Source organism: Dokdonia pacifica (assembly GCF_900188275.1).
GTDB classification, from domain to species: Bacteria; Bacteroidota; Bacteroidia; order Flavobacteriales; family Flavobacteriaceae; genus Dokdonia; species Dokdonia pacifica.
In genome coordinates, this window is the sequence record NZ_FZNY01000001.1 from 614,852 (window position 1) to 639,804 (window position 24,953).

Sequence of the window (24,953 nt, forward strand, 5' to 3'; positions counted from 1 at the left end):
AATTAAGGTATCTTTAAGAGACTTGAGATCTTGAAAATACTTATTTAAATTTTATGTACGCTTTCGCGAAAGCGTATACAGAATCAAATTTGAGATAACCCATAGCAAATATGAAATGTATATAGTACAATGTTACTTTTAACAAAATTAAAAGCGCTAACTAACTACAAATTAGTATTTTTAATCTACAACATCAATCATTATGAAATCAATTTACTCAGTGCTTTTTTTACTATTCCCTTTTATAGTTGTTGCTCAAGAAGGTTTAAATCGAACTTGGTTTTTAACTGAGCTTATAGTAGATGGAAACTCTGTAAATATTCCTAATGAAGAGGGTCAAGATGGATACCCTACATTATCTATTTTAATAAATGACGCAGAAGGTCAAGTAGAAGGAATCGGTATTTGCAATGGTTTTTTATCTTCTATGCCTATTTCTGCCACAGAGACCATGATTACATTAGATATTTCTCATACTCTTGTTTTCTGTGAAACGCAAGAAGAAATTGATTTTGAATTTGCTTATTTTAATTTTTTTGGAACTCCTGAATCTCAGGATTTTTCTTATGCTATTATATACGGAGATTCAGTAGAAAGTGCAGAGCTCACACTCATTAATAGTAGCGGAGATCAAGCTGTTTACGAAGCTCTTAATCAAAATCCACCGCAAGCCCTTACACAAGAACCTTGGTATTTAGATTATTTTGAAATAGATGGTGTTGCTCAAAATTACCCTGCGCAACAAAATGGACAACTCAATAATTATACGATAAGTTATTTTGATGAAGGCGCTGGTATAGGTCAAGAATATATTTGTTTCTATGGAGGAGGAGGAGCTTATTCTGCTTTTAACTATTTTGGAACTCCTACAATTTCAATAAGCGGTCTTGCCTTATTGGCTATGGATTGCGGTATAGAAGATTTAAATGCTTTTGATGACGCATTCACAACACAATTAGAAAACAAAACATTTACCTATGAAATTATAGAAGAAGGTCAAGGAAGACGTCTTATTCTTACTGACGCAAATGGAGATCGTATTTTTTACACCAACGGTTTTTTAAGCGTCGAAGAGTTCAATCAAGATATTTCTATTGCGCTTTTTCCTAATCCTTCATCAGATAAAATCACCATTACAGGAGCACCTATAAATCGCATACAATCCTACCAAATAATAGATATACAAGGAAGGGTTGTCTCTAAAAATACTTTTCATACCATTATTGATGTAGAAAGCCTTGCTACAGGTATGTACTTTTTAAAACTACAAGGAATACAAACAGAAACTATACATCGTTTTATTAAAAAATAAAGGTTTAAAAAAATGCAACATACACCATAAAGTGATTTTAAAAACTTTTAATTACTTCTTAATAGAAAAACCCTATCACAGTATATGTTAGAATAATGTTAGGTTCTATTGAAAAAAGCTACTTATCGCGTATATTTGCATATTATTTAGAATCATTATGATTAAAGTAACAACAGAAGCAAAAACAAAAATCGCTGGTCTTATGCAAGAAGACGGATATGACATTGCTACAGACTATGTAAGAGTAGGTGTAAAAAGCGGTGGATGTTCGGGTTTATCATATGATTTACATTTTGATAAATCACAAGCAGACGACGATAAAGTTTTTGAAGATAACGATGTACGCTTAATAGTAGATAAGCGTAGTTTTTTATATCTCATTGGCACCACACTAGAATATAGTGGAGGTCTTAATGGAAAAGGATTTGTATTTAACAATCCGAATGCACAGCGCACCTGTGGATGCGGAGAAAGTTTTTCATTATAATAAAACTAATGGGCCAACGGGAGAATGAAACAGTTTAGAGATAAACGCACCACCTTTTTGTTCTCCTAAGCCCTATTAGAATTATTATTTAAAAACGTACATAGATTGATTTTTAATCAATCATAACAAAAAAAAATGGCATATACTGAAGACGATTTAAGGGAAGAACTTAAAACTAAAGAATACGAATATGGTTTTTACACCGATATTGATTCTGAAACATTTCCTGTAGGGCTTAACGAAGATATTGTTATAGCAATCTCAAAGAAAAAAGAAGAACCAGAATGGATGACAAAGTGGCGACTTGAGGCTTTTCGTCATTGGTCTAAAATGGAAGAACCAGAATGGGCAAATGTCAATTATGACAAACCAGACTTTCAGGCAATTTCTTATTACTCGGCTCCTAATTCTAAACCTAAGTATGATAGCTTAGACGAGGTTGATCCAGAATTACTAGAAACTTTTAAGAAGTTAGGAATTTCTATCGATGAACAAAAGAAGCTTGCCAATGTAGCAATGGATGTAGTTATAGACTCTGTTTCTGTAGCTACTACTTTTAAAGACACCCTTGCCGAAAAAGGAATTATTTTTATGAGTATCTCTGAAGCGATCAAAGAGCATCCAGAACTCGTTAAAAAATATTTAGGAACGGTTGTACCTCAAAAAGACAACTTCTACGCTGCATTAAATAGTGCGGTATTCTCAGATGGATCTTTTTGTTATATTCCAAAAGGAGTACGTTGCCCTATGGAGCTATCTACTTATTTTAGAATTAACCAAGCTGGAACTGGTCAATTTGAGCGTACCCTTGTTATTGCAGATGAAGGTAGTTATGTAAGTTACCTAGAAGGATGTACAGCTCCTAGTCGTGATGAAAATCAATTACACGCAGCCGTTGTGGAATTGATTGCTCTTGATGACGCTGAAATTAAATATTCGACTGTACAAAATTGGTACCCTGGAAATAGTGAAGGAAAAGGAGGCGTTTTTAACTTTGTGACAAAGCGTGGTATTTGTGAGAAAAATGCAAAAATCTCTTGGACGCAAGTAGAAACAGGAAGTGCTGTTACTTGGAAATATCCTAGTTGTGTACTTAAAGGAGATAATTCTATAGGAGAGTTTTACTCAATAGCGGTAACCAATAATTACCAACAAGCAGATACAGGAACAAAAATGATACACTTAGGAAAAAACACTAAGAGTACTATTATTTCAAAAGGTATTTCTGCTGGAAAATCACAAAACTCATATCGTGGTTTGGTAAAAATAAATGCTAATGCAGATAATGCACGTAACTTTTCACAATGTGATAGTTTACTAATGGGCAATGCATGTGGCGCACATACATTTCCATATATAGAAGCAAAAAACAAATCTGCGCAGATTGAGCATGAGGCTACCACTAGTAAAATTGGAGAAGATCAAATTTTTTACTGTAACCAACGTGGTATTGATACAGAAAAGGCAATTGCACTTATCGTAAATGGTTTTAGCAAAGAAGTACTTAATAAGCTTCCTATGGAATTTGCTGTAGAGGCTCAAAAATTACTAGAAATTAGTTTAGAAGGAAGTGTAGGATAATTACTAAACCTATAACCATTTAGCTCAAAAACCATGAAAAAGATAATCACATTAATAGCTGTTGCAATAGCTATAATAGCATGTAAAGAATCTTCTACTGAGGATAAGCAGGTTTCTGAAGAGGTTAAAACTCCAGCAAAACCAGCTGTAGCATTATATACCTTTAATGGAGGCTCTGTAGGAGCAAATGATTTAAATCTTTTTGCTCAAGGAGAAACTTATAAAGGAACATCTAAACAGCTAGTTGATGCTTTTTATGTAATAAAGCACCCTAATGGTGTTTTGTTATGGGATACAGGTTTACCTGAAGGTCTTGTAGGGCAAGAACCCTATACAACTCCTGATGGGGCTTTTACAATTGCTCGTAAAGATTCTATATTAAATCAATTAGCTACTATTGGAATTACGAAAGATGATATAGATTATATCGCGTTCTCTCATATTCATTTTGATCATACAGGTGCTGCAAACCATTTTGCTGCATCAAAATGGCTAGTACAAAAACCTGAATATAATTTTGCGATAAGTGAAGAAATAAAAGGGAATGGATTTTATGCCCCGGACACATTTAAAGAACTTACCAATGTAATTGGACTTTCTGGAGATCATGATGTATTTGGTGATGGTAGCGTTATCATAAAATCAATGCCTGGTCATACTCCTGGTCACCAAGTTCTTTTTATTGATTTACCAGAACATGGCCCAACGTTATTATCTGGAGACATGTACCACTTCCAAGAAAATCGAGATGGAAAAGTGATTCCTGGATTTAACCATGACCTTGAACAAAGCAAAACTGCGATTGCTGATTTTGAAGCTTTCGCGAAAGCAAAAAAAGCCAAAGTATATATACAACATGAGCCTGCAGACTTTGTTAAGATGCCTGTAGCTCCTAAAGCACTTAACTAATACAACCTATGAAAAAAATTGTCATTTTATTTGTTTTAGCAGTGAGTATCATAAGCTGTAAAAACGAAACCAAAACAGAAGACACCTCTACAGAAAATACATCTGCAGCTATAGGTAATCTAGATAATGATGGAACTCTTAAAACAATAGAAGGGGAATTTCTTTATGTAGATGGTGCAGGGGTCATTATGGGTAAAAATTTTATCTATGGGGTTTCCATAAACGAAATGACCGAAAAACTTATCAAAGAAGTCTCTGAAAAACAAAAAGACAAATTTGATATGGTACCCGTCATTATAAAAGGAGAAATAAATCCTAAACCAGAAGGTAGTGATGTTTGGGATGAAATTGTGACCATTAAAGAAATCATTAAAGTACTTCCTCCTAAAGAAGGAGAAGCGCCTATAAAAATAGAAACAGGGAAATAAACAAGCCTGAAACAAAAAGTAATAAAAGACACTATGTTAACAGTAAAAAACCTGTATGCAGGTATAGAAGAAAAAGATATCCTAAAAGGAATTAATCTTGAGATCAAAGCTGGAGAAGTACATGCAATCATGGGACCTAATGGTTCTGGAAAAAGTACATTATCATCAGTGATAGCTGGAAAAGAAGAATATGAAGTTACTGATGGTGATATCTTCCTTAACGAAGAGTCTATTTTAGAAATGGACCCTGAGGAACGTGCACATGAAGGCGTATTTTTATCTTTTCAATATCCTGTTGAAATTCCTGGAGTAACCGTTACAAATTTTATCAAGACGGCTATTAACCAAACTCGTAAAGCAAAAGGATTAGAAGACATGCCTGCTAGTGAAATGCTAAAAATGATACGAGAAAAATCAGAGCTTCTTGAGATAGATCGTAAGTTTTTATCTAGATCTCTTAACGTAGGATTTTCTGGAGGAGAGAAGAAACGTAATGAGATCTTCCAAATGGCAATGCTAGAACCTAAATTAGCCATACTAGATGAAACTGACTCTGGTCTTGATATTGATGCCTTACGTATCGTAGCAAACGGTGTAAATAAGTTACGTAGTGAAGATAATGCTGTTCTAGTAATCACGCATTACCAAAGATTATTAGATTATATCGTACCAGACGTTGTACATGTACTTATGGATGGTAAAATTGTAAAGACAGGAGGAAAAGAACTTGCGCACGAGCTTGAAGAAAAAGGATACGACTGGCTTAAAGAAGAGCTTGTTTAAAAGTTCCAAGTCTAAAGTTTAAATGGCTACAGTTAAACGTTTTGAAGATTTAAGAATATGGCAAGATGCACATGCATTAAACAAAGAGATTATTCTGATTGCTAAATCAACAAAACTAAAGGACAACTTTAAACTTAAAGACCAAATTTGTAGTTCTGCTGGATCCATTATGGACAATATAGCTGAAGGTTTTGAACGGGATGGAAATTTAGAATTTAGACAATTTTTAGCTATTGCTAAAGGTTCGGCAGGAGAAACAAGATCTCAGTTATATAGATTATTAGACTGGGAATATATAAATGAAATGACTTTTGAAAAATTAATTACTGATTGCGAATACTTAAGTAAACGTATATCTAACTTCATAAGTTATCTCAATAAAAAAGATTACAAAGGAACAAAATTTAAGAGTTAACGCTTTTAAGCGTGAAACCTTAAACTTGAAACCAAAAAATATGAGTTTAAAAGATAAATTAGTAAGTTCACATATCGTTTTTCAAGATAGTCTTGATCCAGACTCTCCTATATATGATGTGCGTGGTAATGCCATAAAAACATTTGAAGCAGAAGGCTTTCCTTCAAAAAAGGATGAAGCATGGAAATATACATCGCTTAACAGCATCTTGAAGAAAGACTACAATATCTTTCCAACTAAAAAATCGACATTAGATTTTAAAGATGTAGAGCATTATTTTATCAATGATATAGACACTTATAATATCGTTTTTGTAGATGGTATTTTTAATGCACACTTATCATCTACCACACATGATGGTATTGATGTATGTACTATGAATTCTGCACTTACAAAGTCTAAGTATCAACAAATCATTGATGTATACTTTAATAAAATTGCAAAAGAAGAGAGTTTAACATCGTTAAACACTGCCTATGCTAGAGATGGTGCTTACATCTATATCCCAAAAGGAAAAGTAGCAGATAAGCCTATTCAGATTATTCATTTTGCAACAGGATCACAAGAAGCATCCCTTTTACAGCCTCGCAACCTTATTGTTGCCGAAGAAAATACAGAAGTACAGATTATAGAGCGTCATCAGAGTCTATCCGATAGTCCTACGTTTACAAATTCTGTTACCGAAGTATATGCTGCAAAACGTGCCATTGTAGATTATTATAAGATCCAAAATGATAAGCTAGATGCTTCTCTAGTAGATACTACAGAAATAGAACAACACGGAGAGAGTATTGTTTCTGTTCATACTTTTTCATTAGGAGGGAATATTACACGTAATAATCTTAACTATTATCAAAAAGGAGAACGTATAGATTCTATCTTAAAAGGAGTAACACTTATAGAGGGAAAGCAACATGTAGATCACAATACGCTCGTTCATCATATAGAACCAAATTGCGAATCTCATCAAGATTACAAAGGTATCTTTGCAGAGAATGCAACAGGTGTTTTTAATGGAAAAGTTGTTGTAGAAAAAGAAGCACAAAAAACAAACGCCTATCAATCTAACAATAATATCCTGATAGATGATAAAGCGACTATCAACTCAAAACCTCAACTAGAGATTTTTGCAGATGATGTACGTTGTTCACACGGTTGTACTATTGGACAACTGGATGAAAGTGCCTTATTCTATTTACAATCAAGAGGAATTGCAAAGAAAGAAGCAAGAGCATTATTAATGTATGCATTTGCCAATACGGTATTATCAAGTGTGAAAATACCGCAATTAAAACAACGTATTACCAAACTTATTGCCAAGAAAATTGGCGTAAGTATCGGGTTTGAGATATAAGAATAAATTATAATCATATATCAAAATACCCGCCCTAAAAGCGGGTATTTTGATACTAAGAAGGCTATACTAAAAATGGCAGCAACAACATCACATACCAATTTTGACGTACAAAACATCCGAAAAGATTTTCCGATACTTTCTAGAAAAGTAAACGGACAACCTTTAATCTATTTTGATAATGCTGCTACTTCTCAAACACCTCAAGCAGTGATTGATGCTATTGTAGATTACTATTCTAATTACAATGCAAATATTCACAGAGGTGTGCATGCACTTTCTCAAGAAGCAACAGATGCTTACGAAGAGGCGCGTATTAAAATCCAAAAGCACTTTAATGCGGCAAAGTCCTATGAGATCATACTCACTGCTGGAACCACCCATGCTATTAATTTAATTGCAAATGGATACAGTGCGCTTCTACAAAAAGGAGATGAGGTCTTGGTATCGGCTTTAGAACATCACAGTAATATTGTGCCTTGGCAAATGCTTTGTGAACGCACAGGTGCTATTTTAAAAGTGATCCCTATGACGCAAAGCGGGGAGTTGGATATGGACGCTTTCGCGAAAGCGGTCTCAGATAAACTCAAACTCGTATTTGTAAATCACGTATCAAACGCATTAGGTACAGTAAACCCTATAGAGCATATTATTGCAGAAGCACATAAAGTAGGCGCTGCTGTGGTGATAGACGGGGCACAAGCAACACCACACATCAAACCAGATGTACAAGCGCTAGATGCCGACTTTTATGTGGCCAGTGCTCATAAAATATGTGGCCCAACGGGAGTAGGTATTTTATATGGCAAAGAAGCATTATTAGAAAAATTACCCCCATATCAAGGAGGCGGTGAAATGATTGATCAAGTAACTTTTGAAAAAACCACCTATGCAGGCTTGCCGCATAAATTTGAAGCAGGAACACCTAATATTTGTGGTGGTATTGCAACAGGTGTAGGATTAGATTACATGAACGCAATAGGATTTGATGTGATTGCAGCTTATGAAGAAGAATTGCTCCAATATGCCACTGAGAAACTTCTTAAAATTGAAGGGCTTAAAATTTATGGAGAATCTTCAAAGAAAACTGCTGTCGTTTCTTTTAATGTAGGAGCTATTCATCCTTATGACATCGGGACGATCTTAGACAAACTAGGCATTGCGGTACGTACAGGACATCACTGTGCACAACCTATCATGGATTATTTTAAAATCCCTGGTACCGTAAGAGCTTCTTTTTCCTTTTATAACACAAAAGAAGAGATTGATATTTTTATTAAAGGTGTAGAGCGTGCCGTGATGATGCTCTCTTAAAGGTCTAGAATAATGATTCCTATTTCTGATCACTTAGTATTACAACCCATTACATTAGAAGATCAACCGGCGCTGTATGAGCTCATGAAACGCATCTATCCGCCAGCCTATAAACATTTCTGGCTGGATCAAGGGAATTGGTACATCAATAATTTATATACTCTTGAAAATCTTAAAAAAGAACTTCAAGAAAAAGAATCGTATTATTACTTTGTACGCTTTCGCGAAAGCATACACAGCAAAGAATATAGTACCATAGGTATTTTTAAAATTATAGAAAACTGCTTATATCCTGAACAACCTGACACGTCTAGTTTTAAAGTGCACCGTATCTACTTAGATACATCTACTCAAGGTAAAGGCATTGGAAGACAGCTTATGCACTATGCCCAAACACGCGCTCAAGAGACCGGTCATCAACTCATCTGGCTAGATGCAATGGATCAACACCCACAGGCCATGAATTTTTATAATAGCCTAGGATATATAAAAGGAGGTTTACAGCATTTAGACTTTGAATTGTTACACGATATCTACAAACCAATGTGGTATCTATACAAACATCTATAATTTCTATACCGTCACGATGACAGTTGGCTATTTGGGCACTATCTTTGCCATATTATGTTTACAATGATATTACGATTACATATCTTTTGGATTACTTTACTGGGTATGACATATTCATGTACTATTACTCAAAAAGTAAGTGTACAAGATGAGTCCTCCATTTTTGCAGGTACTTTTATTGTAAACACCTTGTATGATCAGGAAATAGAAGGAGATGATCTTAATTTAAAAATTAATGATCGTACGTCAAAAATCTCAGGGCTTTCAGGGTGTAATACCTATAGTGTTGGATTTACAAAGAATAAAAATAGCGTTACATTTTCTCAACCCATAACTACGAGAATAATGTGTAATGAAGTAGCAATGAACAAAGAAAGACAGTTTTTAAATATCTTTACGACTACAAAAGAATTTAGCATTAAAAAGGATACGCTTATTCTATATGATAATGGCAAAGAAATTTTAAAAGCAACACGCTTTATATTTTAATTATGGCAGCAATACAAGAAATACAGGAAGAGATCATTGATGAGTTTTCTATGTTTGACGACTGGATGCAGCGTTATGAATATATGATTGATTTAGGAAAATCGTTACCTCTTATTGATGAGCAATACAAAACAGACGATTATATCATTAAAGGGTGCCAAAGTAAAGTTTGGGTACATGCCGATATGAAAGATGGCGCTATTGAATTTACAGCAGATAGTGATGCCATTATCACTAAAGGCATTATTGCTATTTTAATAAGAGCCTTTTCAGGACAAGCTCCACAAGATATTATAGATGCAGATACTGCGTTTATAGATGAGATAGGTCTTAAAGAACATTTATCTCCTACAAGAGCAAATGGTCTTGTAAGCATGATTAAACAATTAAAGTTATATGCGATTGCTTATCAAACGCAGCTTAATTAACGTTATAAATAGAAATAGCATCCGTGATAACTTGGGTGAGATTTTCATTTTGAAATAATAATTATAAAATTTCCGCCTATGTGGGAATAAAAAAAAGCCGATTGTGGGTGAGATTCCTGCCTTCGCGAGAAATAAATATGAGCGACACAACAATAAACACAGAAGAGTTAGGCGAAAAAATAGTTCGTGTTATCAAAACAATATATGATCCAGAAATCCCAGTAGATATTTATGAGCTTGGATTGATTTATGACGTGTTTGTTAATGAAGATTATGACACGAAAGTTTTAATGACATTAACAACTCCTAATTGTCCAGTAGCTGAAACGCTTCCATTAGAAGTAGAAGAAAAAATAAAGTCTATCAAAGGCGTAAATGATTGCGAAGTTGAAATCACCTTCGACCCGCCTTGGTCTCAAGATTTAATGAGCGAAGAAGCGAAGTTAGAACTAGGGATGTTGTAGAAACCGAAATTGAAATCGAAACCGAAATCAAAGACCAAGGAATTACAGTTGGTGCCTGTTTCTTATTTTTTATAATATGCAACGCATAAAAAATGAGAAACTTTGCGGCAACTACAATATGAGTGAAGAGGCAAAGTTAGAACTAGGGATGTTGTAATTAATAACACCTATCACTACCTAGCAAGGAATTTGGTGGTTGTTCACTACTATAAATGAGCTTACATTTAAAAAATAGCACCTCATGGATGAAATTGTAAATAGAGTAGCCAATAGTAAACTGATTACGTTTGATCTTGAAGATTTGTATGCATCAGGAGCGCGTATGACCATAGATATTTCTCAATGGCTAGAAGAAGGCTTTATATTAAGAGAGAAACGCTTTCGCGAAAGCGTATCCAACCATAACTGGACACAATATCAAGATGCCTATGTAGTATTACATTGTAGTACAGATGCTATTATTCCTGCTTGGGCACACATGCTTGTTGCTACACAATTACAAGGCATTGCAAAAAAAACAATCACAGGATCATTAGAAACGCTAGAAACAATTCTATACACAGAAGCTATTTCAACATTGGATACAACACCTTACCAAGATAGTCCTGTAATTGTAAAAGGATGTGCTAACAAACCCGTTCCTGAAAATGCGTATTTATTGCTTATAGAAAAATTACAACCTGTTGCTAAAAGTTTACTCTTTGGAGAAGCCTGTTCTTCGGTTCCTTTATATAAGAAAAAGAAGTAACCTCATTTGTTTTTTTTTACATTTATACTACTTTAGCGCGCTTATTAAATCTCACTAATAATGCGCACTTATATTCTATTTCTTACGTGTTTCCTTTCACTTTCACTTTTTGCACAAGAAAAGGAAAAAACAGAAAAAACTAAAAAAGACTCTATAGAAACAGGTTGGAAAAGTAAGGGTATGCTTGAACTCTTATTTAATCAAAGTGCTTTTAATGATGAGTGGCAAGGTGGTGGAACTTCAAATGTAGCAGGCAATTTTAACTTAAACCAAGACCTCAACTATAAAACTAAAAAGATAAGTTGGGACACAAAACTACTTACCAATATTGGATTAGCAATTGCCAGAGATCAGGAATTTGTAAGAAAAACAACAGATCGATTTGAGATAAATAGCATTTTTGGAAGTAAAATACCAGAAACAAAATGGTACTATTCTGGTATTATAAATTTTAGAACGCAACTCCTTGCAGGTTTTGAATTTTTTAATAGAAATGTCCTTAATGATAATGAAGAAATTGTTGAAGTAGTTCAGGACAGGAGAAAAATTACTGATGCCTTTTCTCCAGCTTACCTTCAATCTGGACCTGGTATTTTATGGAAAGAAAGCGATAATTTTAAAGTAAACCTAGCCCCAGCAACGGCTCGTTTTATTTTTGTAAATAAACGATTTACCAGAGTAGATGAAAACGATCCTGAAGCATTAGAAAATTATGTTCCATTTTTTGGAGTTGAAGCAAACAGAACGACTCGTTTTGAATTAGGCGCCTCCTTAAGTGCCTATTACAAGGAAGAGTTACTTAAAAATATTGTATTTGAAAATACATTAAACCTATATTCGGATTATTTAGAAGAAACAAAAAATGTCGATCTAGATTATACACTTAATATTGCCATGACCGTAAATAAATACATCACAACAAATGTTGCGCTACAACTTATTTATGATGAAAATGCAATAAGCGGACTTCAAGTACGGGAAGTTTTAGGAGTAGGTCTTAAGTATTCTTTTCTTGACTGGAAATCTCAATCTTAATGTGGTGAATATCCTTTTTAAAAACCACACCCAATCACTCGACAAAATGAGCTATATTCTCGTTATAAAACAACATATGATAGAGATTTGCTAGAAAACAAGGAGTTTTTTAAGAAGTTTTATATTTGCAGTAATAATTAACAAACCCAATTTACTTATGAAAAAAATCATTGTATTAGCGGCAACTATACTCTTGACAATCAATCTATCTGCACAAACAGAGGAAGAATTAAAAGAGGAACAAGCACCCAAAAAAGCTGAAATTGCAAAACTTCAAGGAGAAGTTGATGCATTACAAGCTAAAATAGACGCTTTACCTGGATGGAGAAAAGGAGTTTTCGGAACTATAGGAGGTAATATTTCACAATTCAGTGACTGGTTTTCACAAGGAACTCCTAATGTATCCTCTGGTAATATCGGATTTACTGTAAATGGATATGCAAATCTCAAGCAAGAAAAATTCTTTTGGAACAACGCTGCAAATGTTAATCTAGGCTGGGTAAAATTTGATGATAAAGACGACCCAACCGATGATGATAGCTTTAGAGCAGGAACAGATGTGTTTAATATCTCTTCTTTATATGGTAGAAATGTTGCAAAAAACTTTGCAATTTCTGGACTTGCAGAATATAGAACGACCATCTTAGACAATTTTAATGACCCGGGATATTTAGATCTTGGAGTTGGAGCAACTTGGACACCTATTCCTAATATGATCGTAGTTGTACACCCTTTAAACTACAACTTCGTATTCAGCAGTGGAGATACTGTTTTTGAATCTTCTTTAGGAGCTAAAGTAGTGGTAGATTACACACGTAAAATAGGAGCTATTAATTTTAAATCAAACCTTTCTGCATTTCAGAGTTATGAGTCTAGTGACTTATCTAACTGGACTTGGATCAACTCTTTCTCATATACATTATGGAAGAAAATTGGAGTTGGATTTGATTTTGGATTAAGAGGAAACAGACAAGAAACTGTAAACTTTGCAAACACTCAATTACTTGCTGCAATGCCTATGGCTACACCTTTTGAGTTAAGTGACGATAGTGTAGACGATGAAGTTCAAAGCTACTGGACATTTGGATTAAGTTATGCATTCTAAGTAAAGAATTCATCAGAAAATAAGAACCCACTCGTATTGAGTGGGTTTTTTTATGCTTTCGCGAAAGCGTACCAAGACACCTCTAATCCGGATAGTACCAAAAAGGTATCCTAGCAACATCTCTTGTTACAATAGAGTCCCTTCTTAAGGTTTTTCTAGTTATATGCAATGTATGCATCCCACGAGTAACATCTTTTAAATCTATAACCGTCTCATACCCCCTTTGATTCTTAAGGTTATGTGACATAATATAACTAGCAGGCACAATACTATCATCTAACTTGATGGTAATCACTTCTTCTAGCAAGCTTATATATTTCTTAAACTTAGGATATGCAATACTATCATCTTCAAGATTAAACTGTAAATTAATGCCTCCTAATTCATATCCGCGTTTATCTTTTTCAGGTACTAACGTACTATCTATTTTATAAATAACATCCTCTATAGCAATCCTATGCTTTATAAAAACAGGCAATGCAGATTCCTTTACGATCTTAGATGGAATAGCAGCCGAGTTTACATAAGAACTTTCTCTATCGGCTATTTCATCATCGTAATTTAAAATACGAGCATACTCTGCTGTATCATTCCATCTATTTATATGGAAATTAGACTCCCTTATATTTACAGAAAACAATAAAAGACCACCTATAAAAACAGGAATTAATATTGCCAGAATACGCTTCCCAAGTTTATTATCTAATAAGTTATAAAGCAGAGGTCTATATAAAAATGAAAAGGTTACTCGACTCATTAGTCTATAAATCGGGAAATAGATTAAAGCCAACCATTTTTTCTTTTTCAAAAACCCTTGCGTAAAAAAATCAACCGCTGTCATAAGGATAGCGATAATCATAAATACAACTATAATAGAACCTATCACCTCACCTACTGCACTAGCTCCAAACACATAATCAATAATTCCTACTACTGCAGCAAAAAAACCAATTGTAATAAAGAAAGAGAGAAAGAAAAAAACTAATAAAAAGGATAGCGCAAATATGAGACTACAATAATCTTCCAACTTTGCAATGTACTTATCAAAAGACCCTATACGCTTTTGGAGATAGTTTTTAAACTTATCTGTATAATTAAGCACCTCATAATCTATATCTCCAGAAAAATAACGTAATCCTACAGCGCCAATCCAAAGCCCCCTCAAAATAACATGAATGATCAAGCAGATCGTTAAAGACAAAAGACATATAATGATTGCGGCAAATCCTATCCCAGAAATAGCACTTAGTGCTGAATTTCCTATTGTTTTTGCAGCAACCGAATTGGTAATCTTAATAATAGGTTCAAAAGCTTGAAATAAGCCTAATATAGCAACTCCAGATATAATGAGCTCTAACTGCCAACTTTCCTGTTGTAAAATATCAAGCCATTTTTTAAACTTAGAATCTTCGTGTTTAGAATGCATATGTGAGATGGTTAGTTACACAATAATAAGTAAAGATTTTTAAAAATTTGTTACACAAAAAATGCAAGTCTGGTAGACTTGCATTTTTTTATCTTAGTATGAGATGGTTATCATATTCCTTCTTCATATTCTGGATATAAAAAGCTATTATAAGGAAATCGCGTCACATGAATTTCACGTACACGCTCATAAACTTTCTTTCTAAAAGTTTCAAAATTATCTTTATTTAATGCCGATATAAAAATTGAATCCCCATTAGTTCGGGCCATCCAAGTTTGTTTCCACTCATCTAGAGAGTAATGAGCCATCGTACGTTCTATCATTAAATCTTCCTCATCATAGGCCTCTGGCTGATACGCATCTATTTTATTAAACACCATAAGTACTGGCTTATCTGCACTTTTAATTTCATCCAAAATCTGATTTACAGAAGCAATATGATCTTCAAATTGAGGATGTGATATATCTACCACGTGTAGTAATAAATCTGCTTCTCGCACTTCATCCAATGTACTTTTAAAAGAATCTACCAATTGCGTAGGGAGTTTACGTATAAACCCTACCGTATCTGAAAGTAAGAACGGTAAATTTCCAATCACTACTTTACGTACTGTGGTGTCTAGCGTTGCAAAAAGCTTATTTTCGGCAAATACTTCACTTTTACTCAGGGTATTCATTAAGGTAGACTTCCCTACATTGGTATACCCCACTAAAGCAACACGTACTAATGCCCCGCGATTACCTCGCTGGGTAGCCATTTGTTTATCTATGGTTAGTATTTTCTTTTTAAGTAACGAAATACGATCTCTTACAATACGTCTATCTGTCTCAATTTCTGTTTCTCCAGGTCCGCGCATTCCAATACCTCCTCGCTGACGCTCCAAGTGTGTCCACAATCCAACAAGTCTTGGCAATAAGTACTCATATTGCGCGAGTTCTACTTGTGTGCGTGCATAACTAGTTTGCGCTCTTTGTGCAAAAATATCAAGAATCAAATAGGTTCTATCTACAATCTTACATCGCAAAAGACGCTCTATATTCTTTTGTTGTGCTGGTGTAAGCTCATCATCAAAAATCACTGTACCCACCTCATGTTGCTCTACATACGCAGCAACATCTTCCATTTTTCCTGTACCTATAAATGTTTTAGGATTTGGTTTTTCGAGCTTTTGAGTAAATCTCTTAAGCACCTGCCCTCCTGCTGTATAGGCTAGAAATTCTAACTCATCCAGATATTCGATCATTTTCTCCTCACTTTGAGAGCGGGTAACCAATCCTATCAGGACACATTTTTCATAATTTGTTTTCTCGGCTTCTAGCATAAAAGCAAAGGTAGCAAATAGGTTCTATCCTTTTTAGTAAATTAGTCCCCCGATATCATTTTTATGAAAGATAATTCCGCTTTCGCGAAAGCGAACCCAGCATCAAAAAAAATAAGCGTTGCATTTTACAACCTAGAAAATCTCTTTGACACTCAGGATGACCCTGAAACATTGGATGACGATTTTACCGCCGAAGGATATAAAAACTGGAACAGCAAACGATACACCAAAAAGCTAAACAAGCTAAGTCGCGTGATCTCAGAAATTGGACACGAAGAAACCAATAGCTCTCCATCAATAATAGGTGTAGCAGAAGTAGAAAATAAAGCTGTACTTCAAAAACTTATAGAAACTGAAAATCTTGAAGACCTTGGGTATGACATTGTACATTATGATTCTCCTGATGAACGAGGTATTGATGTAGGTTTATTATACCTAAAAGAAGATTTTGAAGTCATAGACAGCGAGACTGTATCTGTATACTTAGAATCAGAATATGGAGAACGTGATTATACCCGTGACATATTACACGTAACTGGAAACTTAATGGGCGTAAGAACACACATACTCGTAAATCACTGGCCTTCCAGACGAAGTGGCGTAGAAGAGTCACAACCTAAACGAATTACGGCTGCTCAAAAAAACCGAATGATTATAGAGCGTATTGAAGCAGAAGAGCCTGAAGCTCGTATTATTGTTATGGGTGATTTTAATGATGGGCCACATAATGAAAGTATCAAAAATCATTTAGTTCAAAAAGACCTTTACAATCCTATGGTATTTCTAAATACTAGGTATGAAGGAAGCCTTAATCATGATTTTGAATGGTATCTTTTTGATCAGATTATTTTATCTACAAATTTTATGCGTATGCATGAAAATACACTTAGATATGATAAATCAGATATTTATAATAAACATCACTTAACAGAATTTAAAGGACGTTTTAAAGGCAATCCGTTTCGAACTTATGCAGGTAGAAGATACTTAGGAGGATACAGTGATCACTTTCCTGTGTACTGCATCTTTAAGCATTTATAAATTAAAAAGCCTGCGTATAATACCGCAGGCTTTTCTATGATAACTGTATTTTTAATTACTGTTTTATAAATCTTTTAGTTACAGCGAGTCCATCTTTCGAAACAAATCTCACAAAATACATTCCTGATGATAATTTAGACACATCAACAGAAAGAGAATCTTGCTTAGGATTCATCTTTTGCACAATAGTTCCTGTAGAAGAGAAAATAATGATCTCTTCATAAGTTTCATCCAGAACATCAATTGTTAACTGTGATTTCGCTGGATTAGGATACAGCTTAATATTATCTTTTGAAGATTCAGTAAATGAGCGTAAAGCTGTAATTGTAGGTGCTTCATCTTTTGTTCTTAATGAACTTACATTATCACCAGATACAATTACCTGATCTATCCATATTTGATCATTATTTGCACTTGCATCACAACGAATACGGAATCTATTGGAAGCATTAAAGTTAAAGTTACTGCTATCTAATGTGATGGTATCTGTAAAGAAAGATCCATTAGAAAAATCTGTTCCACTCACATACTGACCAATTACTTGATACGAAGATCCATTAAAGAATTCAACAAAATAATCTTCTCCATTTTCCATACTATTTGCATACGAATGGAATTCGATCGTTACTTGATTATTTCCTGATAAATCTAATACAGGTGAGACCATATTTGAAGAATTAGAATCATCTCTCAATCGTATAGAGAATGATCCTTCAAAAGAGTTTGAAGTAGATTGTCTTGCACAATCATTTCCTCCATCAATCCATCCTTCAAAGCCTGTCTCAAAGAAATAACCAGCAATCACGCCTGGAGTTCCTCCATTACCCTCAAGCGTAGTAAATGATGTAGTAGCATCTCCCGAAACATTTCCTGCTGCATCAACAGCATTTACAGAAGCATTATACAAGGTTAATTCCGTAAGCCCTGTTACATCAAATGTTGTGGTTGCAGAAGAACCTACACTATTTCCATCTATAGAAATAGTATAGCTCACTACACCTACATTATCTGAAGAAGCATTCCAACTAAGTGTTGCACTATTTGAGGTAATATTAGAAGCGACTAGATTTGTTGGATCAGTTGGAGCTTCTGTATCTGGAGGTCCTGCTTGTAATTGGAACGCACCAACAACCCCTCTTCTTCCACTATTCATATACTCATTAATAAACCAGAAGGTAGAACCGTCAGAAGGATCTACATCCATTTTACTATAATCACCGTAACGAGTGCCAGGAATTTTAGCATCCCCATTAGCAATCAATCCTTCCATAACTGTCATAGTTCCTAATGGATCTGTACTCATTCTTCCCGTGTAATAAGAACTTACAAATACAGTAGATGGGGTGTTCGGTCCCGACATAGACGTATATCCCATACCTATATTACCTTGTGCATCCATAGCCATACTTGCATTCCAAGCATGTCTGCCATCTGGTGCTGTATATGTACCTTCTTGATATAATGACCAAGGTTGATTATCTCCACTCTGGCGAAATTCATACCAACGTACTGCTGCTTGCTCTCCAGAACTCGCATCGGCATCTACTACAAAATTAAAAACAGCTGAGTTATGCGTAGCAAACTTTCTAAATTGCGCTTGATTCATAATAGTTGCTTGTAACGCATCTATACTAATACGTCTTCCGTTTCCAGGCTGCAATAAATTTGAAAAACTTCCATTATCAAATACACTTATAAAAGGAGTTGTATTAATTTGTGTTGGATTGGACACTGTTGAACTTGACGGGTTAGACCAATTCACATCAGCAGTCCAAACTTTGATGTGATCTACAGATACACCATTCCAAGCATCGTCTTGGAGGTATACAATGGTTGCTCCTCCAGGAGCAGGTAAATTGCTATCTGTCACATTTAATGCTTGTGGGCTAAAAAATCCACTTGTTACTATTCCTGGAAGATTAAATCCTAAAATTTGAGCATTTGGATCTCCTACTAACATAGCATCTCTTTCTAATGCCCATAGTCTATTTGAACTACCTGTATTTTCAGTAATATAATATCCATCACTCCAAACAGATAATTTTTGATAATCTTGTATTCCAGCAATTGTATAAACAAACCAGTTTGCTGTAAGAGGGTTTGGCCCATCAGAGACTGCTACTTGAGCTCCTGATCCTAAGAATGAAAGCACCCATCTATCTGCAGCATTATCATAAGATACTGTAAGATCACAACAACCTCCAGAAGGAAAAATAGCAGGATTTGGAGCTGTTTGCCCCAATAATTGATTCCCAGATTTATCATAAATAGCAAATCCTGTATTAAATACAACCATTACATGATTAGGACCCACGGCCAGCGAGGGATCTGTAGGTTGTGATCCCGAAGCATATGCATCAAAAACAACACTTGCAGGAGCCATGCGAACACTTTGCTCCATTTCATGCCTATTTCTTACAAAATAATCATTCTCAACTTGAGGGTCTTTCCCTTGAACAATTTGAGGAGCTAAAGATCTCTTGTCTTTCGCTTCTTTTACAGAATTATCTGGTGCTACAAGGTCATTAGGCCTAGATAACAAAGAACTAACATACTCTACAGAAGAGATCTTCCCTTGAAAAAAAGGCTTTTCCTTATCCTCTATTTGTCCATAAGACAAAAAAGGAAGTACGCAGAGTACTAAAAATAGTAATTTAAATTTCATAAATTTTGATTTAATTGATTAGTAACCTGTAATATACAAATAAAAAAACACTCAATTTAATCGAGTGTTATAGCCTTCTCTCATGAGATCCATCATAATTTTAAAAAAGCATTCGCAAGTCAAAATCTATACTGAAACTGACTATTTTCCAGAATTACTTTACTACTAAGAACCTTAAAAGATGCTTTTTAACACAATTACGACTTTCGAAATCATAAATAAAGAAGATAACAATTGTTAGTCGTCGATGATTTTGTGCTTTATATCTAAAAAAAAAGTTAACGTTTTGTAACCTTCTTTTTTTGTTTAACCTTAGTAACATTAAAAGACAAAATATCTTCTTTTTTATAGTTGCTTTTGTTTTTAGAAAAAATAAATCCTACTAATCAAAAAAAGATACCCGTCGAACTATATCAATAGTATCGAATACAACAACTAATTTTCTATCAAATGAGAAAACAATTATTTTCGTTTTTATTCGCAAGCCTTTTTTCTGTTCTTGGTTATGGACAAATCACCATAGATGAGTCTATAACTGCTCAAGAATTAGTAGAAGATGTATTAATTAACTCATCTTGTGCTGAGGTTTCAAACATCGAATCTTCTACTGGAGTTGATTTTGGAGATGTAAATGGTATTTCCTTCTTTTCTGCAAACGGATCAGATTTCCCTTTTGAAGAAGGAATTCTTTTAATGTCTGGAGATGTACAACAAGCACCAGGACCAAATTTAACTACACAGAGTAATGGTGGGTGGCCAGGAGATGCAGACTTAGAAGCAAATACAACTGCTATAAACACTAACAATGCATCATTTATAGAGTTTAACTTTACACCATTTATTGAGCAGATCAGTTTTGACTTTATTATGGCTTCTGAAGAGTATGATCAAAACTTCGAATGTACATTCTCTGATGCTTTTGCTTTTATTCTTACAGATGTAACCACTGGAGATGTTCAAAATCTTGCTGTTATACCTGGTACTACCATACCAATTGAAGTAACAAACATACGCCCAGAAGTACCTGGACAGTGTGCCGCAGTAAATGAAGAATTTTTTGATAGATACAATTTCTTACCTTTTAATGATGAAAATGCTGCTGCCACAAACTTTAATGGGCAAACAGTTCCACTTACTGCAATGGCAGATGTAACTCCTGGAAATCCATATACTATAAAATTAGTAGTAGCAGATCAAGGAGATAGTGCTTTTGATATTGGAGTATTCTTAGAAGCTGGTAGTTTTAATATTGGAGCAACAGATTTAGGAGATGATATTTTAGTTGCAAATGGAAATGCTGCATGTGAAGGTGATACAATTACACTGAATGCAGAAGATCCTGATGCTGTATCATATATGTGGTTTATGGATGGTGTAGAGATTGTTGGAGAAACAAACCCAACATTAGATGTTACGTTACCAGGAGTATATAGCGTTGTTGTAGCACTTAGTAATACTGATTGTGTAATTGAAGATGAGGTTGTTGTTGAGTTTATCACATCAGATGATGTAGAACTAGGCGATGATATCGTTGGTTGTGAAGGCGACACAGTTACTTTAGATACTGGTTTTGCAGATGGAATTGCTTCGTATGCTTGGTTTTTCAATAGTGCAATTCTTATTGATGAGCTTAACCCTACACTAGATGTAACAGAAGCTGGAGAGTATGCTGTAACAGTTACTTTTAATTCAGGTTGTTCTTTTTCTGATACAATTAACGTAAGTTTTGAAACAGCACCTATTATTGAATTAGGAGATACTATAAATAGCTGTTTAGAAAATCCAACAACACTCGATGCTACTCCATCAAATATAGATCCTGCAGATGCAACATATTCATGGACATTAGATGGCGTTGTAATTGCTGGAGAAACAAACCCAACTCTAGATATCACACAAGAAGGAGTTTATGAAGTAACTGTTACTTCCGGACCTTGTGTCGTTACAGATTTTGTAACAGTAAATGCTCTTACTCTTCTTTTTGAGTTAGGTGATGATTTTAATACTTGTTTTGAAGAAACAGTTACTCTGGATGCTACTCCAACTAACGTAGACCCCGCAGAAGCTACTTATGAATGGTCTCTTGACGGAACTGTTATTGCTGGAGAAACGTCACCTATGCTTACGATAACAGAAGAAGGAACGTATGATGTTACTGTAACATTTGGAATTTGTTCAGATACAGATACTATTACGGTCACACTTGCTAACCCTGATGGATCACCATGTACAGAACCAGAGCCATCTGATTGTACAACTATTGATGCTGGGCCAGACTTAGAAGTAGACTGTGACAATCCATGTGTAGATTTAGATGCATCTATTATCACATTACCTCTTACAGATACATCTTCATACAGAATAGAACAAATAGAATGTCCTAACCCTCCAACTAGTGGAGATCCTACCAACCTGACAATGGATGATACATGGAGTGGTGTTATAGACATACCTTTTACATTTAATTATTATCAGAATGATTATACAAGCCTTGTTATAGGAGCAAATGGACAAATTTCATTTGACACTTCTTTAGCTGGTGGATTTAATGATTGGAATATCGATCCAGGACAGACAATTCCTAATAATGATCAAGCTACATTCCCTTTTAATACAATTTATGGTGCTTTTCACGATATCGATCCGGGTGTAAATAATGATCCTGATGCTATAAACTTCTTTGTAAGTGGTGATGCTCCTTATAGAACGTTTGTATTGAACTTTGATATGGTTGCTCAGTTTAGCTGTAACGACTTATTAACTTCACAACAAATTGTTCTTTATGAATCTCTAAATGTTATAGAAGTTAATATTATCAATAAGCCTGTGTGTGCAACTTGGAATGATGGTTTAGCAACTCTAGGAATTATAGGTAACGACAATACTGAATTTGCAGTGCCTCCTGGAAGAAATACAGATGACTGGGAAGGTATTGATGAAAGTTGGAGATTCATTCCAGATGGAGAAGTAAGTGACGATGCTGAGTTTGCTTGGCTAGATGAAGATGGAAATGTTATAAGTAATGACTTAATCTTTAATGTATGTCCTACAGAAACCACAACATATACTGCTACCTTAACGATTACAAATCCTGATGGTTCTACAACTACAATTTCTGACGATGTTACTGTCACTGCAAATGTGGTAGACTATAATGTTGATTTAGGAGGTGATGAAGTATTCTGTGATGTAAACTCTTTCGAGATTGTACCTACATTAACAGGAGATGTTAACAATCCTACTTTCTTATGGAGTACAGGTGAAACAACAGAAACTATTACCGTAACAACTACAGATATATATACTGTAGAAGTAATGGTAGATGGCTGTGTGATGATGGATGAAGTAACTATTACATTCTTAACAAGTCCATGTACAATTGAAGCTGACTGTCTTGTTATAGATTTCTTAGAAGATTTTGGAACAGGTACAGAACGTGTGTCAACACCATTTACAGAATACACTTTCAACCCTGGCCCTGGTCAAGTAAATGATGGTGAATATGCTATTATCAATACATCTGCAGACTTAAATACTGGATGGCATGATAATCTTGAAGATAATACTCCAGGTGATATTAATGGACGTGCACTATTTGTAAATGCAGACTTTAACACAGATGAATTTTATAGAAGAACTGTAGATGGTCTTTTAACAGATACTGATTATACATTCAGTTCATTTATCACAACAGTATATGATACTGACACTGGTATTTGTCCAAATGATGGTATTCCTGCAAATGTAACATTCAGAGTTGAAGATTCAGCTGGAGCTACACTTGCTGAAATTGAAACTGGAGACATTCCTAATGAAGCAGATCCAAATTGGCAACAATTTATAATTGGTTTTAACTCTGGAGCAAATACATCTGTACAAATTGTATTAGTAAACAACTCAATAGGTGGTTGTGGTAATGATCTAGCTATTGATGACATTTCACTTTCATTTAGTGGAGAAGAACCAGAAATAGAAACACCAGCAGATATCAATGTATGTGATATTACTGTAGGAGCTATAGATTTAACATCTCAAATAAGCACTATCCTTAATGGATTAGATCCTACTGATTTCCAGATCACATTCCATACTACACAACTAGATTCAGAAGGCGGTGTTAATGAAATTGCAAATCCATCAGCATATACCAACACTACCACACCAGAAACAATCTATGTTCGTGTAGAACGTCTTACAGATGATTCTTGTTTTAGTGTTGTAGACTTTGATCTTATTTCAATCCCTCCTACATTAGATTTAGGTGGTGATCAAATAATCTGTAATGATGGATCATTTACTATTGTTCCAACATTAACAGGTAATATAGCTGATATCACATATGATTGGAGTACTGGTGAAACAACAGATAGTATTACTGTAAGTAGTTCTGGAACTGTTTCTCTTACAATTACAACTATAGGAGGATGTTCAGTTACTGATGACATCGTAATTACAGTAGAATCTCCAATAGGAATATCTTTAGGAGAAGATTTCACAACTTGTAGAGAATTTCCAAATACGCTTACTGCTGTAAGTGAAGATCCTAATGTAACGTATGAGTGGTTCTTAAATGGAGATCTTATTACTGGCGAAACTTCGAGCACATTAGATTTTGTGGTTCCTGAAACTGCTGTAGGTACTCAAGAGTATAGCGTAGTGATTACATCTGCATTAGGATGTACAAGTTCAGACACTGTTGAAGTATCATTATTTGATGTAGGGAACTGTGTAATTTCTGAAGGAATATCTCCAGATGACACTCCTGGATTTAATGACACATTAGACTTAGAGTTTCTAGCTGCTAGATCTGGAATAGATGTTCTTCAGATTTATAATAGACTAGGTACATTAGTATACGAACAAACTGATTATGTAAACCAATGGAGAGGTCAAACAGATAATGGAAATGATCTTCCAACAGGTACTTACTTCTATGTATTAAATCTTGAAACTGAAGATTCTGTATATGGAAGACAAGCTACAGGATGGATTTACATTAACAGAGGAGAATAATACAGGACAGCAAATAGACTAATAGATAATATTTATTATCGCGCATAACGCATCATTTATGCAA

At 34.6% G+C, this 24,953-nt stretch carries 21 protein-coding genes; 18 read left to right on the plus strand and 3 right to left on the minus strand.

Going from position 1 to position 24,953, the window contains the following annotated elements; genetic code table 11:
- Window positions 1–202 precede the first annotated feature (202 nt).
- From CHB80_RS02800 to CHB80_RS02875, 16 genes are all read left to right on the plus strand, one after another.
- A complete protein-coding gene (locus tag CHB80_RS02800; protein WP_089369903.1) occupies window positions 203–1,312 on the plus strand; it encodes a T9SS type A sorting domain-containing protein in 1,110 nt (369 codons plus the stop codon).
- Between the two features lie 157 nt (window positions 1,313–1,469).
- On the plus strand, window positions 1,470–1,799 hold the full coding sequence (locus CHB80_RS02805; RefSeq protein WP_089369904.1) for a HesB/IscA family protein: 330 nt from the start codon (window positions 1,470–1,472) through the stop codon (window positions 1,797–1,799).
- 135 nt (window positions 1,800–1,934) lie between these two features.
- On the plus strand, window positions 1,935–3,380 hold the full coding sequence (sufB, locus tag CHB80_RS02810) for a Fe-S cluster assembly protein SufB (RefSeq protein ID WP_089369905.1): 1,446 nt from the start codon (window positions 1,935–1,937) through the stop codon (window positions 3,378–3,380).
- A 33-nt stretch (window positions 3,381–3,413) separates the two neighbouring features.
- Complete coding sequence (locus CHB80_RS02815) at window positions 3,414–4,289, plus strand: N-acyl homoserine lactonase family protein (RefSeq protein WP_089369906.1); 876 nt, start codon at window positions 3,414–3,416, stop codon at window positions 4,287–4,289.
- An 8-nt stretch (window positions 4,290–4,297) separates the two neighbouring features.
- Entirely contained in the window at window positions 4,298–4,717 is a 420-nt protein-coding gene (locus CHB80_RS02820; protein WP_089369907.1) for a hypothetical protein, read from the plus strand.
- Window positions 4,718–4,750: 33 nt separating this feature from the next.
- A complete protein-coding gene (sufC, locus tag CHB80_RS02825) occupies window positions 4,751–5,500 on the plus strand; it encodes a Fe-S cluster assembly ATPase SufC (protein ID WP_089369908.1) in 750 nt (249 codons plus the stop codon).
- A gap of 22 nt (window positions 5,501–5,522) precedes the next feature.
- Window positions 5,523–5,915, plus strand: a complete 393-nt coding sequence (locus CHB80_RS02830) for a four helix bundle protein (RefSeq protein WP_089369909.1) — start codon at window positions 5,523–5,525, stop codon at window positions 5,913–5,915.
- Between the two features lie 40 nt (window positions 5,916–5,955).
- On the plus strand, window positions 5,956–7,269 hold the full coding sequence (gene sufD / locus CHB80_RS02835; protein WP_089369910.1) for a Fe-S cluster assembly protein SufD: 1,314 nt from the start codon (window positions 5,956–5,958) through the stop codon (window positions 7,267–7,269).
- 75 nt (window positions 7,270–7,344) lie between these two features.
- Entirely contained in the window at window positions 7,345–8,583 is a 1,239-nt protein-coding gene (locus CHB80_RS02840; RefSeq protein WP_089369911.1) for an aminotransferase class V-fold PLP-dependent enzyme, read from the plus strand.
- Window positions 8,584–8,595: 12 nt separating this feature from the next.
- Complete coding sequence (locus CHB80_RS02845; RefSeq protein ID WP_089369912.1) at window positions 8,596–9,153, plus strand: GNAT family N-acetyltransferase; 558 nt, start codon at window positions 8,596–8,598, stop codon at window positions 9,151–9,153.
- 105 nt (window positions 9,154–9,258) lie between these two features.
- Window positions 9,259–9,642 carry an META domain-containing protein gene (locus CHB80_RS02850; RefSeq protein WP_179218072.1) on the plus strand — a complete coding sequence of 128 codons (384 nt, stop codon included), beginning with the start codon at window positions 9,259–9,261 and terminating at the stop codon, window positions 9,640–9,642.
- Window positions 9,643–9,644: 2 nt separating this feature from the next.
- Entirely contained in the window at window positions 9,645–10,070 is a 426-nt protein-coding gene (locus CHB80_RS02855; protein WP_089369914.1) for a SufE family protein, read from the plus strand.
- Window positions 10,071–10,207: 137 nt separating this feature from the next.
- Window positions 10,208–10,534, plus strand: a complete 327-nt coding sequence (locus tag CHB80_RS02860; protein ID WP_089369915.1) for an SUF system Fe-S cluster assembly protein — start codon at window positions 10,208–10,210, stop codon at window positions 10,532–10,534.
- Between the two features lie 241 nt (window positions 10,535–10,775).
- On the plus strand, window positions 10,776–11,282 hold the full coding sequence (locus CHB80_RS02865; protein WP_089369916.1) for a DUF2480 family protein: 507 nt from the start codon (window positions 10,776–10,778) through the stop codon (window positions 11,280–11,282).
- 60 nt (window positions 11,283–11,342) lie between these two features.
- A complete protein-coding gene (locus tag CHB80_RS02870) occupies window positions 11,343–12,317 on the plus strand; it encodes a DUF3078 domain-containing protein (RefSeq protein ID WP_089369917.1) in 975 nt (324 codons plus the stop codon).
- A 157-nt stretch (window positions 12,318–12,474) separates the two neighbouring features.
- Window positions 12,475–13,422, plus strand: a complete 948-nt coding sequence (locus tag CHB80_RS02875; RefSeq protein ID WP_089369918.1) for a DUF3078 domain-containing protein — start codon at window positions 12,475–12,477, stop codon at window positions 13,420–13,422.
- An 82-nt stretch (window positions 13,423–13,504) separates the two neighbouring features.
- Here CHB80_RS02875 and CHB80_RS02880 read toward each other — a convergent pair whose 3' ends face one another.
- Window positions 13,505–14,848 carry a hypothetical protein gene (locus CHB80_RS02880; protein WP_089369919.1) on the minus strand — a complete coding sequence of 448 codons (1,344 nt, stop codon included), beginning with the start codon at window positions 14,846–14,848 and terminating at the stop codon, window positions 13,505–13,507.
- A gap of 110 nt (window positions 14,849–14,958) precedes the next feature.
- Window positions 14,959–16,170 (minus strand): GTPase HflX, encoded by a 1,212-nt coding sequence (hflX, locus tag CHB80_RS02885; protein ID WP_089369920.1) that lies wholly within the window; start codon window positions 16,168–16,170, stop codon window positions 14,959–14,961.
- 63 nt (window positions 16,171–16,233) lie between these two features.
- On the opposite strand from hflX, the gene CHB80_RS02890 reads away from it, so the two are divergent.
- A complete protein-coding gene (locus tag CHB80_RS02890) occupies window positions 16,234–17,211 on the plus strand; it encodes an endonuclease/exonuclease/phosphatase family protein (RefSeq protein WP_089369921.1) in 978 nt (325 codons plus the stop codon).
- 55 nt (window positions 17,212–17,266) lie between these two features.
- Here the strand turns inward: CHB80_RS02890 and CHB80_RS02895 are convergent, their stop codons facing one another.
- Complete coding sequence (locus tag CHB80_RS02895) at window positions 17,267–19,876, minus strand: T9SS type A sorting domain-containing protein (protein WP_089369922.1); 2,610 nt, start codon at window positions 19,874–19,876, stop codon at window positions 17,267–17,269.
- Between the two features lie 450 nt (window positions 19,877–20,326).
- Here CHB80_RS02895 and CHB80_RS02900 point away from each other — a divergent pair, with 450 nt between their 5' ends.
- On the plus strand, window positions 20,327–24,889 hold the full coding sequence (locus CHB80_RS02900) for a choice-of-anchor L domain-containing protein (RefSeq protein ID WP_089369923.1): 4,563 nt from the start codon (window positions 20,327–20,329) through the stop codon (window positions 24,887–24,889).
- Window positions 24,890–24,953: the final 64 nt, after the last annotated feature.

Bases quoted from the DNA above. Each gene is read 5' to 3' on its own strand.
- CHB80_RS02800 (WP_089369903.1), top strand. From the start codon at position 203: ATGAAATCAATTTACTCAGTGCTTTTTTTACTATTCCCTTTTATAGTT.
- CHB80_RS02805 (WP_089369904.1), top strand. From the start codon at position 1,470: ATGATTAAAGTAACAACAGAAGCAAAAACAAAAATCGCTGGTCTTATG.
- sufB (WP_089369905.1), top strand. From the start codon at position 1,935: ATGGCATATACTGAAGACGATTTAAGGGAAGAACTTAAAACTAAAGAA.
- CHB80_RS02815 (WP_089369906.1), top strand. From the start codon at position 3,414: ATGAAAAAGATAATCACATTAATAGCTGTTGCAATAGCTATAATAGCA.
- CHB80_RS02820 (WP_089369907.1), top strand. From the start codon at position 4,298: ATGAAAAAAATTGTCATTTTATTTGTTTTAGCAGTGAGTATCATAAGC.
- sufC (WP_089369908.1), top strand. From the start codon at position 4,751: ATGTTAACAGTAAAAAACCTGTATGCAGGTATAGAAGAAAAAGATATC.
- CHB80_RS02830 (WP_089369909.1), top strand. From the start codon at position 5,523: ATGGCTACAGTTAAACGTTTTGAAGATTTAAGAATATGGCAAGATGCA.
- sufD (WP_089369910.1), top strand. From the start codon at position 5,956: ATGAGTTTAAAAGATAAATTAGTAAGTTCACATATCGTTTTTCAAGAT.
- CHB80_RS02840 (WP_089369911.1), top strand. From the start codon at position 7,345: ATGGCAGCAACAACATCACATACCAATTTTGACGTACAAAACATCCGA.
- CHB80_RS02845 (WP_089369912.1), top strand. From the start codon at position 8,596: ATGATTCCTATTTCTGATCACTTAGTATTACAACCCATTACATTAGAA.
- CHB80_RS02850 (WP_179218072.1), top strand. From the start codon at position 9,259: ATGACATATTCATGTACTATTACTCAAAAAGTAAGTGTACAAGATGAG.
- CHB80_RS02855 (WP_089369914.1), top strand. From the start codon at position 9,645: ATGGCAGCAATACAAGAAATACAGGAAGAGATCATTGATGAGTTTTCT.
- CHB80_RS02860 (WP_089369915.1), top strand. From the start codon at position 10,208: ATGAGCGACACAACAATAAACACAGAAGAGTTAGGCGAAAAAATAGTT.
- CHB80_RS02865 (WP_089369916.1), top strand. From the start codon at position 10,776: ATGGATGAAATTGTAAATAGAGTAGCCAATAGTAAACTGATTACGTTT.
- CHB80_RS02870 (WP_089369917.1), top strand. From the start codon at position 11,343: ATGCGCACTTATATTCTATTTCTTACGTGTTTCCTTTCACTTTCACTT.
- CHB80_RS02875 (WP_089369918.1), top strand. From the start codon at position 12,475: ATGAAAAAAATCATTGTATTAGCGGCAACTATACTCTTGACAATCAAT.
- CHB80_RS02880 (WP_089369919.1), bottom strand. From the start codon at position 14,848: ATGCATTCTAAACACGAAGATTCTAAGTTTAAAAAATGGCTTGATATT.
- hflX (WP_089369920.1), bottom strand. From the start codon at position 16,170: ATGCTAGAAGCCGAGAAAACAAATTATGAAAAATGTGTCCTGATAGGA.
- CHB80_RS02890 (WP_089369921.1), top strand. From the start codon at position 16,234: ATGAAAGATAATTCCGCTTTCGCGAAAGCGAACCCAGCATCAAAAAAA.
- CHB80_RS02895 (WP_089369922.1), bottom strand. From the start codon at position 19,876: ATGAAATTTAAATTACTATTTTTAGTACTCTGCGTACTTCCTTTTTTG.
- CHB80_RS02900 (WP_089369923.1), top strand. From the start codon at position 20,327: ATGAGAAAACAATTATTTTCGTTTTTATTCGCAAGCCTTTTTTCTGTT.